Annotated in this window: 12 protein-coding genes and 3 pseudogenes; 8 read left to right on the forward strand and 7 right to left on the reverse strand. The window is 40.3% G+C overall.

All coding sequences use genetic code 11. The features are described from left to right. Positions 1-18: 18 nt before the first annotated feature. Positions 19-759 (reverse strand): DUF4198 domain-containing protein, encoded by a 741-nt coding sequence (locus ACZ42F_RS11455; protein WP_464279083.1) that lies wholly within the window; start codon positions 757-759, stop codon positions 19-21. Between the two features lie 208 nt (positions 760-967). Between ACZ42F_RS11455 and ACZ42F_RS11460 the strand changes: the two genes are divergently transcribed. The 4 genes and pseudogenes from ACZ42F_RS11460 (at position 968) to ACZ42F_RS11475 (ending at position 4,867) form a co-directional block, all read left to right on the forward strand. Beyond that, positions 968-2,029: an extracellular solute-binding protein gene (locus ACZ42F_RS11460; RefSeq protein WP_464279084.1), complete on the forward strand. Its 1,062-nt coding sequence runs from the start codon at positions 968-970 to the stop codon at positions 2,027-2,029. Between the two features lie 50 nt (positions 2,030-2,079). After that, positions 2,080-3,150: an ABC transporter ATP-binding protein gene (locus ACZ42F_RS11465; protein WP_029967397.1), complete on the forward strand. Its 1,071-nt coding sequence runs from the start codon at positions 2,080-2,082 to the stop codon at positions 3,148-3,150. Positions 3,151-3,162: 12 nt separating this feature from the next. Next, positions 3,163-4,016 (forward strand): annotated as a pseudogene (locus ACZ42F_RS11470) (ABC transporter permease). Beyond that, positions 4,013-4,867 (forward strand): annotated as a pseudogene (locus ACZ42F_RS11475) (ABC transporter permease). Before ACZ42F_RS11470 ends, ACZ42F_RS11475 begins: the two co-directional pseudogenes overlap by 4 nt. Here the strand turns inward: ACZ42F_RS11475 and ACZ42F_RS11480 are convergent. From ACZ42F_RS11480 to dut, 6 genes are read right to left on the reverse strand one after another with little or no spacing between them, the layout of a single operon-like run. Next, the gene (locus ACZ42F_RS11480; RefSeq protein ID WP_464279085.1) at positions 4,868-5,605 is read right to left on the reverse strand and encodes a glycerophosphodiester phosphodiesterase; all 738 of its coding nucleotides are present in this window, start codon (positions 5,603-5,605) and stop codon (positions 4,868-4,870) included. A 17-nt stretch (positions 5,606-5,622) separates the two neighbouring features. Next, positions 5,623-6,753 carry a glycerol-3-phosphate dehydrogenase/oxidase gene (locus tag ACZ42F_RS11485; RefSeq protein ID WP_464280261.1) on the reverse strand — a complete coding sequence of 377 codons (1,131 nt, stop codon included), beginning with the start codon at positions 6,751-6,753 and terminating at the stop codon, positions 5,623-5,625. Between the two features lie 11 nt (positions 6,754-6,764). Next, positions 6,765-7,220 carry an FAD-dependent oxidoreductase gene (locus ACZ42F_RS11490; RefSeq protein ID WP_464279086.1) on the reverse strand — a complete coding sequence of 152 codons (456 nt, stop codon included), beginning with the start codon at positions 7,218-7,220 and terminating at the stop codon, positions 6,765-6,767. Beyond that, complete coding sequence (locus tag ACZ42F_RS11495) at positions 7,220-8,413, reverse strand: acetylornithine/succinylornithine family transaminase (RefSeq protein ID WP_464279087.1); 1,194 nt, start codon at positions 8,411-8,413, stop codon at positions 7,220-7,222. The genes ACZ42F_RS11490 and ACZ42F_RS11495 overlap by 1 nt, the downstream gene beginning before the upstream one ends. Positions 8,414-8,422: 9 nt before the next feature. Then, positions 8,423-9,352: an AEC family transporter gene (locus ACZ42F_RS11500; protein ID WP_464279088.1), complete on the reverse strand. Its 930-nt coding sequence runs from the start codon at positions 9,350-9,352 to the stop codon at positions 8,423-8,425. A gap of 18 nt (positions 9,353-9,370) precedes the next feature. Next, positions 9,371-9,829: a dUTP diphosphatase gene (gene dut / locus ACZ42F_RS11505; protein WP_464279089.1), complete on the reverse strand. Its 459-nt coding sequence runs from the start codon at positions 9,827-9,829 to the stop codon at positions 9,371-9,373. Positions 9,830-9,915: 86 nt separating this feature from the next. On the opposite strand from dut, the gene ACZ42F_RS11510 reads away from it, so the two are divergent. The 4 genes and pseudogenes from ACZ42F_RS11510 to aroC all read left to right on the forward strand — a co-directional run bounded on the left by ACZ42F_RS11510 (position 9,916) and on the right by aroC (position 12,867). Then, a complete protein-coding gene (locus tag ACZ42F_RS11510; protein WP_464279090.1) occupies positions 9,916-10,674 on the forward strand; it encodes a TlyA family RNA methyltransferase in 759 nt (252 codons plus the stop codon). 19 nt (positions 10,675-10,693) lie between these two features. Further along, a complete protein-coding gene (locus ACZ42F_RS11515) occupies positions 10,694-11,245 on the forward strand; it encodes a TrmH family RNA methyltransferase (protein WP_464279091.1) in 552 nt (183 codons plus the stop codon). Between the two features lie 31 nt (positions 11,246-11,276). Further along, positions 11,277-11,809, forward strand: a pseudogene (gene aroL / locus ACZ42F_RS11520) (shikimate kinase AroL). Next, a complete protein-coding gene (gene aroC / locus ACZ42F_RS11525; protein WP_464279092.1) occupies positions 11,806-12,867 on the forward strand; it encodes a chorismate synthase in 1,062 nt (353 codons plus the stop codon). Before aroL ends, aroC begins: the two are co-directional and overlap by 4 nt. The last annotated feature ends 48 nt before the right edge of the window (positions 12,868-12,915 follow it).

A 12,915-nucleotide genomic window follows, 5' to 3' on the forward strand; every position in this document is an offset into this window, starting at 1 on the left:
AGGTCAATACAGACCTTATTACATGCTTGTCATAATCAGGGGAAGAAACCTGCTCTTCTTTTCCACCCTTACCATCCAGATGCCAGGGGCAGTAATCTTGATGTAGGCTATACCTTGTTCATTGCTTTGGGTGAGATAGGCATAGGTGCCTTCCTGGAGAGAAAAACGGTCATAAGTGGCTCGCACTTCCAGGGAAAAGGGCTTCCCTTTATAAGTTATTTGCACAGGTAAAAGGTCTCCTGCTTTTAAAAAATAGGGATTTATTAGGGGTGTTATTTCCAGAATTTGTCCGGTTTTGTGCTTAAAGAAGCTGTCTTGGGGAGAAACCTGGCCCACATTTATAATGGCTTTGGCCAGCTTTTCATATTTTCCACTGCTAAGAACTCCAGTTAAGCCCTTTTTACTTTGTTGCTTCCAGCCAGAAGTGGTTTTGGTCCAGATCATTCCCTCGCGATGGCCTAAAAGGATGTAAGTCCCTTCTGCCTGAGGCTCAAAACTGCCGTCTAGGGTAAGGAGTTGCTCATTAGGCTTTAAGCTTAAATTTTGTTTTTGCTGAGAAGGGGTTAAGAGGGTGATTTTTACCTTATCCACAGGCTCTGTTTCTTCACTGAGCATAAAAGTATGGGCAGAAATCACCTGAAAAGGATTAACCTGTCCCAGGGACAGGGAAAAATAATAGGGCTTGAGGATAAATTCATGGGCCAGGGCATTACTTATGCCCCACAAAAGAAAAAAAATGGTTAAAAAGAATCTTTTCATTTTTACCTCCTGAGAAAATATTTGCGTTTTGTGTTATTGTTTTTATTTTTTTATGTCAACATAAAATTTAAAAAATAGTATTACTAAAAGGTAAAGAAAATGTTACCTGGTGGTAATGAAGGGTAAATTTTTTGAACCTTAGCTTGACCTGATGCTAAATATTTTTTAGTCTTTTTCAGGTAGGTCTAAATATTTTAGGAGGTTAGCTATGAAAAAGGTGTTGGTGGGTGTAATAAGCATATTGCTTTTAAGTGTGTCTTTGGGATGGGCCCAGTCCACTTTAAAGTTATTAACCTGGAAGGGGTATGCTCCCAAGGAACTGGTGGAAAAGTTTGAAAAACAGACAGGAATTAAGGTGGAAGTCACCTATTCCAACAATGAGGAGATGATTGCCAAATTAAGGGCAACCAGAGGAGGTGGGTTTGATTTAATTCAGCCCAGCCAGGATAGGATTGCCTCTGTTCAGGCCAAATATCACATTTATCAACCCTTGGACTACTCCAAAATAAAGACAGAAAACATCATTCCTTCCATGTTAGAAGCAGTAAAAAAGAATACTTTGGTCCAGGGAAAATCCTATGCAGTGCCCTTTTGCTGGGGGACTTCTGGACTTATTGTCAATAAGAAGTTCGCTCCAGAAGCCAGTGACTATACAGACCTGTTAAATCCCAAATACAAAGGTAGAATTAGTTATCGTTTGAAAAGACCTACCCTTATTGGTTTGGCCTTTGCTTTGGGTTATAATCCCTTTGAACTTTACTCCAATCCTCAAGAATATGCTAAGATGATGGAAAAAATTGGAGAAAAGCTTATTGCCAGCAAATCCCTGGTGAAGAACTACTGGACCAATGGAGATGCCTTGCTGGAGCTCTTGCGTTCCAAGGAAGTTTTTGTGGCCATGGGCTGGGATGGTGGTGGCTGGAAGTTGCATAAGGAAAATCCTGATATTGATTTTGTCGCTCCCAAAAGTGGGGCCCTGGGCTGGATAGATACCTTTGCCCTGCCTGCCAAGGCCAAGAATGTAGACGCTGCCTATAAGTGGATTAACTTTATGTTAGAGCCAGAAAATGCTGCTTATTTTACCAACAAGGAAGGGTATTTTACTGCTTCCAAAGGGGCAGAAAAGTTCTTACTGCCTGAAATTAAAAACAATTTGACACGCTCCTTTTCTTCTGCTGACATTGACAACATTAAATGGTATCCCCCTGTGCCAGCTCAGATTGAGGCCATTGAGGCCAAAATCCTAGATAAAGTAAAAGCTGCTCGTTAAAAATAATTTAAAGGCCCTGTTTTTAGGGCAGGGCCTTTATTGAGGTTCTTATGGTAGTTGATCTTAAAGTAGAAAAGGTAAGCAAGGTTTTTGGGACATTTAAGGCTGTAGATGAAGTTTCCTTTGAGGTGGTTTCTGGGAATTTTTTTTCCATTTTAGGCCCTTCTGGATGTGGTAAAACAACTTTGCTGAGAATGATTGCTGGATTTTTAGAACCTACAGAGGGCCAGATTTACATCAGGCAGAAGCTGGTTAATGGCATTCCGCCCAATCAAAGGCCCGTGAATCTGGTTTTTCAGAATTTAGCTCTTTTTCCCATGATGAATGTGTTTGAAAATATAGCCTTTGGACTGAAGAGAAGAAAGGTAGAGAAAAAGGTTATTGAAGCCAAAGTAAAAGATATTTTAGCCAGGGTGGGATTGTCTGGTTTTGAGAAGAAAAAAATCAATGAACTTTCCGGAGGACAAAAACAAAGGGTAGCCATTGCCAGAGCTCTGGTTTTAGAACCTTCGGTATTACTTTTAGATGAGCCCCTGGGCGCTTTGGATTTGAAGCTAAGAGAGCAGATGAAAGTAGAATTAAAGAAGCTTCAGGCAGAAGTGGGCACTACTTTTGTCTACATTACCCATGACCAGTCAGAAGCTCTGGTTATGTCTGATTTTGTGGCCGTAATGAATAAGGGCAGATTTGAACAAATAGATACTCCTCAAAATTTGTACCGCAGCCCCAAGACTGCCTTTGTAGCTAAGTTTGTAGGAGACAACAACGCCTTAGAAGGAGAGATGCTTAAAAAAGAAGGGGAAATGGTTCTGGTTTCTGCCTATGGTCATGAGTTCTGGGTAAGGGCTGGCTCCTATCGCTTGGGTAAAAAAATAAGTGTATTTATTCGACCAGAAAGCTTTTTGTTGGAGCCTGAGGAAAATTTGAGCAAGGTTAACAGGTTAAAGGTAAAGATAAAGGATATCCTTTTTGATGGAGCCAATTCTAAATTGCTCTGCCTTTTACCTGCAGGACCAGAAATAATGGTTGCCTTGCCCCAAAATAAAAAGTTTGCTCATCTTAAGCCCGGAGATGACTTAAACATTGGCTGGTTTTATGAGGACAGCCTAGCCTTTTCTTAAGGAGAATCCCAGGTGGCAGGGAAAAAACTTGGCTTTTATGTATTTTTTATTCCAGTGTTTTTGTGGTTATTTTTGCTCATTGTGGTTCCTCATATTGAGCTGTTTTTAATGTCCTTGCGCACTGAGGATTGGGTGGGTAATACTTCCTGGAGTCTTGCCAATTATAAGAATTTTTTTCTGAGCCCATTTATTGGCTGACTTTTGTGCGCACAGCCATTTATTCTATCCTGGTTACCTGTATAACCGCTATTATTGCCTTTCCTGTGGCTTTTTTTATTACCAAGGTGGCCAATCCTCGCTTTAGTGGCTTTTTAGCTGTATTATTACTCATGCCCTTTTGGGTAAGTGAGTTGGTTCGGGTCTATGGCTGGATGATTTTACTGCGGGAAAGTGGGGTTATAAACCACTTTTTGTTACAACTGGGACTAATTTCTAAGCCTGTGGAAATGTTGTATAACGACATTTCCATGGTCATGGTCCTGGTTTACACCTCCATGCTCTTTCTGGTGGTGCCTTTGCTTTCAGTTCTGGAGAGTTTAGATGATAGTTTAATTGAAGCTGCCTATGATTTAGGGGCTTCTTCCTGGACCATTCTGACCAAAATTATTTTACCTCATTCCAAGCCAGGCCTTACTTCTGGCGCTATAGTGGTTTTTATGCTTACTTTGGGCAATTATCTTACTCCCAATCTGATTGGGGGTAAAAGCTCTCTTTGGTTTACTGAACAGATTTATACCCAGTTTATTGCCAGTTTTAACTGGAATCAGGGTGCAGCTTTTGGCTTTTTGCTTTTAGCTTTATCCAGCTTGATTATCTGGATAGGCCTGAAATTAACTAGACAAAATTTGACCAAGGTAGTGCAATGATTAGAACTCTTCCCCACAGTAAAAGCTATTCCTTTTTGTTTAAACTATACATTGTGCTTTTTTATATTTTTCTCTTTGCTCCACTTCTAATTACCTGTGTACTCGCCTTTAATAATTCTGACTTTCCCAGTTTGCCCTGGAAGGGGTTTTCTCTGGATTGGTTTTTGGCCAAGGGCCCAGATAGAGTGGGTATTTTTTATGACAGCAATAACCTTAGAAGTATTTGGGTAAGTATCAAGACTGCTCTGGTCGTAAGTTTTTTCTCCTTAGTCGTAGGCACCATGGGAGCTTTTCTTTTTGAACAGGAGAATTTTAGATTCAAGCAAGCCCTGTATATGTTGACCCTTGCTCCTCTGGTAATTCCCGGGGTTATTTTGGGTATTTCCATTTTATTGGCCAGCAATGGCCTGGGTGTGTTTTTGGAGAATCATTTGGGTTGGGATGTGTCCCTTTTGGCCCCTGGTTTCTGGCTGGTGGTGCTGGGTCAGTTTTCTTTTATTACCACCTTTGTGGTGCTGGTGGTGTCAGCCAGGTTGAAAAAATTTGATTGAACTCTGGAAGAGGCTGCTTTAAATTTGGGAGCTAACCGCTGGCAGGTAATATGGCACATTACCTTAAGATATTTAAAACCTTCTCTTATTGGTTCTGGAGCAGTGGCCTTTTTAATGAGTTTTGAAAACTTCAATACTACCCTTTTTCTGGTAGGCTCTGAACCTACCTTGCCCATAAATCTTTACTTGCAGGTAAGAGATGGAAGTACGCCAGTTATTAACGCCATTTCCTTTTTGATGATTGTCTTTACCTCTACCCTGGCCTTAATAAATCTTTATTTTAGTCATAAAAAGGAGTAGTTAACTTTTTAAGGCCTTTATAATCCAATCTGGCCTGTTGGTGGAAAGAGAAGTCACTCCCAGTTCCTTTAATTTTCGGGCCAGGGCAGGATTGTCCACTGTCCAGACATTAAAAATCCACTGCCTTTTTATTATTTCTGGAGCCAAGTTTTGACAGTGTCGTAAGTCTGCCAGAGTAGAAAGACCATCTAAATGCGCCTTTTCCACCTTGGTAATGGTCTCTTGGTACATATTTTTACTTAAGGCATGGTTATAGCCATATTCAACTATCCACAAGAGGGTATGGTCTGGAAGATATTTTTTTAGGGTACTAACCACTTCTAAGTTAAAGCTAAATAAAACCAATCTATTTTTTTGTTCTGGGTATTTGTGGATTAGCTCTAAAAGAGGGTCAATTATCTTTAAATCACTTTTTATTTCTATGTAAAGCTCTAGGTTTTGAGGTATTTTGTTTAAAACCTCTTCTAAAAGAGGTATTTTTTCCGTATTAAATTCTGTTCCATACCAGCTACCAACATCTATGTCTTTTAACACTTCATAAGAGCTATCTTCTATAATGTGGCTTTCACTACCAGTTCTATCAGTGTTAAGGTCATGTATGACTACTATTTTTTTATCTTTAGTTAGGTGTACATCCATTTCTATTCCGTCTACCTGTTGAGTTATCGCCAGGTTAAAAGCAGCCCAGGTGTTTTCCGGGGCATAAAAGGAAGCTCCTCTGTGGGCGATTATTTTCATTTGCGTGTTTCCTTTCTTTAAAAAGTAAAATTTTTTAATTGGGTTATGGCCTGTTTTTTATTTTCTTCCAGGGTTTTTCTATCCCAATTGAGTTTTGTACAAAATATATCCTGGATTTTTTCTATAGCCAGAATACTTTTTTCCACATTTATTTCTGCCAAATCAATTCTTCTGGCCAAAAAATCCAGAAAATTAAATACATATTCTTCTTCTAAACAATAAACCACTTCAGCCAGGATATAGGGAAAACCCTCTAGGATTCTTTCTGTAAGGTTTAGGTTTTTAGCTAACTCCAGGACTTTATAGGCTCTATCTCCATAGGTATTTAGTAAGTGGTTTAAGATGTCAGGGGCTAGTTCTTTTTGAGCCAGAAAGTTTTGTTTAAAGGCTTGGTCAAAGGTCTCACTGCCAAAGAGTTTGATTTGAGAAGTAAGGCATTTTTTAGCAGTTAGATTAAATTTGCTTAAGGCCAGGTCTAAGGTTTCCTGGGCCATTTTGCGAAAGGTCGTCCACTTACCACCTGCAATACTTACTAAATTATTCTCCATGATTTCAATGTAGTGCTCTCTACTCAAAGAAGCAGTGTCCTTACTGGAATTGTTTTTTAAAAGGGGTCTTAGGCCTGCCCAGGAAGAGGTAAGGTGTTTCACTTCCAGGGGGTAGTCAAAGTAGAGGTGAAAATATTGTAAGAGATAATCTATTTCTTTCTTACTTGGTTTTAAGGGGTCTTCTAAAGAAGATTGAATATCTGTGGTGCCCAGAAGGTAATGTTGATTAAACCAGGGTAAAAGAAAAATGACCCGATTATCTTTTGTTCTGGGAATTAAAAGGGCATAGGGGTCTTTTACCGGTAGTTTAAAAACTAGGTGAGAGCCTTTGGAGTGAATTAAGAGGTCTTCAGCCCCGGGATTAGCCAGTTTCCTTATTTTATCCAGCCAGGGTCCTGTAGCGTTGATAACTACCTTGGCTTTTACTTCCAGGGTTTTTCCAGTTAACTTATCTACAAATACTACTCCTTTAATTTTCCCCTGGTGCAGGATGAAATCTTGCACTTCAGCGTAATTTAAGAGAGTAGCCCCATATTTATTGGCACTTTTTACCAGAGAGATAGCCAGCCTAAAGTCATTAAACTGGCCGTCATAGTAGATTAGACCTGCTTTTAGTTTTTTTCTTTTAAGAAAGGAAAAATTTGGTAGGTGGTGTGGGCTGAAATAAGTTTGGTTCTACCCAGGGATTTATCCTTGGCAATAAAATCATAGAGGCAAAGCCCGGTAAAGAGGTAAGGTAGGTCTTTCCATCTATAAAGGGGGACAATAAAGGTTAAAGAGTGACAGAGATGAGGGGCATTTTGTAAGAGTAAAAAGCGCTCTTTTAAGGCTTCCTTTACTAACTGATACTGGCCTTTGTCCCGATGTCTTATGGCCTGCTCTAAATATCTGACCCCACCGTGTAAGAGTTTGCTGCTTTTACTGCTGGTGCCTGAAGCAAAGTCTTCTTTTTCCAGCAACAGGGTTTTAAGACCACGAGTGGCAGCATCCAGGGCCAGGCCACAACCAGTGGCTCCTCCTCCAATGACCACCAGGTCAAAAGTATTTTCTTTTAAACGAGTTTCCATTATTCCTTAAAACTTTCTTCCAAAGCCAAGAAAAATGCATCCACTGCCTTTTGGTCTATGGTTAAGGGAGGCAAAAGGCGTAGAATTTTATCTTGAGTAAGGTTGGTTATAAAGCCTTTGTTTAAAAGGGACTGCCAGATTTTTTTTCCTTCTTCTTGCAATTCAATGCCAAGCATCAGGCCCTTTCCCTTGATATTTTTTATTTTTTGAGGATATTTTTGAAGTAAGCTTTCCCCTTTGATGTAAAAATAATCTCCCAATTTTTGGGTATTTTCCACTAAGTTTTCCCTTTCTAATACTTCTAAAACCGTAGTACTTACAGCACAAGCCAGGGCATTTCCACCAAAGGTGGTTCCATGGGAGCCAGGAGTAAAGGCCTGAGCTACTTCCTCTTTGGCCAGAACTGCGCCTATGGGCAGCCCTCCTCCTAAGCCCTTGGCCGTGGTAATAATGTCTGGCTCCAGAGCAAAATGTTCATGAGCCCAGAACTTGCCTGTCCTGCCTATGCCTGTTTGTACTTCGTCTATAATCAGTAATAAGTCTTTTTGTTTACAAATTTCTTTAATTTGCAAGGCAAATTCAGGACTTAAGGGATTAACTCCTCCTTCTCCTTGAATCACCTCCAGCATGATAGCAGCAGTCTTAGAAGTGCAGTGCTCTTCTAGGGCCTGTACTTCGTTGAAGGGAATGGTTTTAAAGCCTGCAGGTAAAGGGGCAAAACCATCTTTTACTTTATCTTGCCCTGTAGCCGTAAGGGTGGCCAGAGTCCTGCCATGAAAGGAGTTGCTAAAGGTGATAATTTCGTAGCGTTCTTCTTTTTTTATTCTTTGAAAATAACGCCGAACCAGTTTTATGGCACCTTCGTTGGCTTCTGCACCTGAATTACAAAAGAAGATTTTTCTTTGGCCTGAGTATTTTTGTAATTTTTCAGCTAATTTTAGCTGCTCTTCCTGAAAAAAGAGATTGCTTACATGGATAAGTTTTTGGCTCTGTCTGGCTAGGGTTTGATTTATGGCTGGATGATTGTGTCCCAGAATACAAACAGCAATTCCTGCCAAAAAGTCATAGTACCTTTTTCCTTCAAAATCATAGAGAAAATATCCATCTCCCCGCTCAATGGCCAGGGGATATCTGGCATAGGTGGGCATTAACAACTCTTTTTCCTTTTGTTGAAATTCTTGTAAACTCTTCATATTTCTCTCCTAGAAAAGATATTTTTGCAGTAAAAAAAGATATAAAGTGAAACTAAAAATAGAGAGAAGTGTCGTTAGCATAACCAGACTTCTGGCCAGGTGTAAATCTCCTTTTAACTCCTGAGCCATTACATAGGTGGCAATGGCAGTGGGAGTGGCAGCTAAAATTAGGGCCACAGCCTTTTCTAGAGGTTCTATAGGAAAAAGTAAAAGGCAAAGATAGGTTAACAAAGGTAAGAAGAAAAGCTTACAGCCAGTAGAGAGCACAAGTATTTTTAAATTTCCCTTTATCTTTTCAAAGGTAAAAGTGCCACCTATGGAGATTAAAGCCAGAGGTAAAGTAAGTCCAGAGGAAAGAGCTATGGTCCTGTCAATAAGAATAGGAAGTTTTATTTCCCACAAACTAAAGGCAATACCCAAAAAAGAAGCTAAAATAAGAGGATTGAGTAAGATTTCTTTGACTATAATATGTTTAATAGAGACCTGAATGTCTTTGCGAAAGGCAAAGGCTAGCACAGAGATTAAATTGAGCAGAGGAGCCAGAAATCCCATTAAAACACTGCCAATCAGGAGCCCTTTATCTCCGTAGGCTTGATAGATTACAGAAAGTCCAATGTACGCCAAATTCCCCCGTAGAGAAGACATAACAAAAGTACCCTTTAGGGCCGGGGATTTGTTAGGTATATGCATAAAAGCTAGAAAACAAAGGATTAAGGCCAGATAAGAGGCTAAAACCAGATAGGGATTAAAGCTGGTTTTAAAGTCAGCTAGAGCTATTTTATAAAAGATAAGCAGGGGTAAGAAAACATAGTAGATAACTTTGTTGCCTTCTTGCAAAAAAGTTTCAGAGATTAAACCCACTTTTTTTAATCCATAACCCAGAAAAATCAGTAAAAACACAGGTAAAACTGTATTTAAAATGGCTAAAAAGGAATCCATAGTGTTAGTGGGGGGTAGTTATTGTTTGCCAGTATGTCCAAAACCTCCTGCCCCTCTTTTAGTTTCAGCCAGGGTATCAGCAGGAATAAGCTTGGCTCTAAAAAAAGGCAGGAAAATAAGCTGGGCTATGCGCTGACCTTGTTCTATTTTTTGGGGAGTAGAGCTTAAGTTGTAAAGAGAGACAAAGATTTCCCCTCTATAATCTGGGTCCACCACGCCCACTCCCTGGGTTACCACCAGTCCTTCTTTGGTCCCTAGACCACTACGGGAGAAGATAAAGCCAGCTATATTCTTTTGAGTTATTTCTATGGCAATGCCAGTGGGAATTTTTTTCTTTTTCCCAGGAGCTATCCACAGTTCTTTTTCTGAGATACAGGCCCTAAGGTCTAGCCCGGCGGAGTGTTCTGTAGCATAGGTTAAGTTTTGAGGGGTACAAAGAGGGGATAAAAATTTGACTTTTACAGGAAGCTCATTCACTTTTACTTACTACTCCTTTGGTTTGAGGTAAAAAGAATAATAGAACTAACGCCTGGGGAAAGCAAGATGTAAATTGGAGGAAGGGGTTGGCTAGCAAAAAAAGAAAAGAGCGGGCAGATATTCTTTTGGTGCGAAAAAAACTGGTGGATTCTAGAGAAAAGGCCAAAAGGCTTATTATGGCTGGCCAGGTTTTCTTTCAAAGAGAGGGACACTGGTATTTGGTGGAAAAGCCTGGCAGTGCCTATTTAGAAGAAACAGAATTTAAACTCAAAGAAAAAGAGCGCTTTGTGAGTCGAGGGGGCTATAAACTTTTAACTGCCATTGAGCACTTTAAGTTACAGTTAAAGGATAAGGTGTGCCTGGATGTGGGAGCTTCTACTGGAGGATTTACAGATTGTCTTTTACAACACGGAGCCCAAAAGGTCTATGCCCTGGATGTGGGGGAAGGACAACTGGATTATAAATTGCGCCAGGATCCCAGGGTGATTAATCTGGAAAAGATAAACATTCGTTATGCCGAGCCAGAACTTTTGCCTGAAAAGGTAGATTTTTTGACCATAGATTGTTCCTTTATCAGTTTAAAGCTGGTCCTTCCTGCAGCATTGAAGTTTTTAAAGGCCAAAGGAGAAGTAGTTGCTCTGATTAAGCCCCAGTTTGAAGTAGGCAAAGGCGAAACTAAAAAGGGAGTGGTGACTTCCTGGGACAAGCAACAGCAAGTGCTTACAGAGATATGTCTTAAGGTAGAAGAACTGGGACTGGAAGTTAGAGGTACGGTCCCTTCTAAAATCAAAGGCCCTAAAGGGAACCAGGAATATCTTCTCTATGCTTTAAAAAATGGAGAATAATTAAGGAGGAGAGTTAGCCTTGTTTAGACCAGTGGAGACTCTTACAGAGAAAAGAAGGGAGAAAATCAGGCAGGTTTTAAGCAAAAGACAAAAGGAACTTACTTTAATCCTGAACAATATTCATGACCCTCACAATGTTTCGGCTATTTTGAGAAGTTGTGATGCCTTTGGCGTGGGCTGGGTACATCTTTACTATTCAAAAGAAGCCTTTCCTGTACTGGGTAAAAAGTCTTCTGCTTCAGCCAAAAAATGGGTGGAGTGTATTCGGCACAAAGAGGCCAGAGACATGGTTGAATCTTTACAAAGTCAGGGATTTACCTTGGTTAGAACTGGTTTTTCTTCTACAGCTCTTAGGGTGCAGGATTGGGATTTTAGTAAACCTACGGCAGTTATTTTGGGTAATGAACACAGGGGCGTGGAAGAAGCCTTAATTAAACTTGTGCCCCATGAGCTTTATATCCCCATGGTGGGCATGGTGCAAAGTTTTAATGTTTCTGTAGCTGCAGCCATTATCTTGTATGAAGCCTTCAGGCAAAGAGAAAAAAAGGCTTGTATGCAAGCCCTTCTTTAACTCCTGAAGAACTTGCTGAGTGGGAGCTAAAATGGGCGCAAAAATAAAAGCAGAGGAAAACATTTATCTAATAGGCCCCAGGGGAAGTGGAAAAACCACGGTGGGTAAATTGTTGGCTCAAAATTTAGAGTTTGCTTTTCTGGATACTGATGAGCTCATCGTTGAAAAGAGGGGAAAAATATTACTCAACTGGTAGAAGAAAAGGGCTGGGACTATTTTCGTCTTCTGGAAACAGAAGTGCTTTACTTAACTGGTAATTTGACTAATACTGTAATAGCTACTGGTGGTGGAATTATTTTAAAAAAGGAAAATAGAGCTTTTTTAAAACAGAAAAAATGGGTATTTTATTTAGAGGTAAGTGTTAAAGAAGTATTAAAGAGGCTTGGCCATAAAAAGGCCTTAACCAACAGGCCTCCTTTAACCAACCTGTCTTTAGAAAAGGAAATAGAAACAGTTTTGCAGGAAAGGGAAAAATTTTATCTTGACTGTGCTACTGAAATTATAGATGGAAATAAAAATTTAGAACTAATTGTAAATGAGATTTTAAATAAGGTCAGAAAATGAGTGGAGATACCTTTGGCAGAATTTTTAGGTTAACTACTTTTGGAGAATCTCATGGCCCGGGCCTGGGCGGTGTAGTAGAAGGTTGCCCTCCAGGAATAGAACTTAGTGAAGAAATAATTCAAAGGGATTTGGACTTGCGTCGTCCTGGGCAGGGTATAGCGGCTACCAAGAGGAAAGAAGGGGATAAGGTTAAACTGCTTTCCGGGGTTTTTGAGGGTAAAACCACTGGTACTGCCATTGGTTTTTATATTGCCAATGAAGATATGCGTTCAAAAGATTATGGTTTCCTAAAGGATATCTATAGACCAGGGCATGCTGATTTTACCTATGCCCGGAAATACGGGATTCGAGACTATCGAGGTGGTGGCAGGGCTTCAGGTAGAGAAACTGTTTCCAGGGTAGTAGGAGGAGCTATTGCCAGGACCTTTTTAAAAACTTTAGGGATAGAAATTTTTAGCTATACTCTGGAGTTAGGAGGAATTAGAGCTCAAAGAGAAGATATAAGGGGATCTAAAAGCAGGCCTTTTTTTGCCCCTGAAACGGAAGTTATTTCCCTGTGGGAGCAAAGGATAAAAGAGGTGCGTAAGGCCGGAGATACGCTGGGTGGAATAGTGGAAATAGTGGTGGAAAATGTGCCTGCAGGTTTGGGAGAGCCTGTTTTTGACAAGCTGGATGCCAGATTGGCCTATGCCCTCATGGGAGTTGGAGCTGTAAAAGGAGTGGAAATAGGAAGTGGATTTGAAGCAGCCAGGCTTTTGGGCAGTGAAAATAATGACCCTTTGAGTAAAGAAGGCTTTTTAAGCAACCAGGCCGGAGGTATTTTGGGAGGAATCTCTTCTGGCCAACCTTTGGTTTTAAGAGCAGCGGTAAAACCCATTCCGTCTATTGCCAAACCCCAGAAAACCATCAATCAGCAGGGAGAAGAGGTAGAGATTCGTATTGGTGGAAGGCATGATATTTCAGCTATTCCCAGGATAGTTCCAGTATTGGAGGCAATGGTTTTGTTGGTGCTGGCGGATTTTGTCCTTTTACAACAAAGCAAAATAAAAAGGGAGTAAATTTTGGTTGCCTTTTATTTAAAAAAAATAATTTCGCGTCTGCTTTTC

It is taken from the genome of Desulfonauticus autotrophicus, from assembly GCF_055381725.1.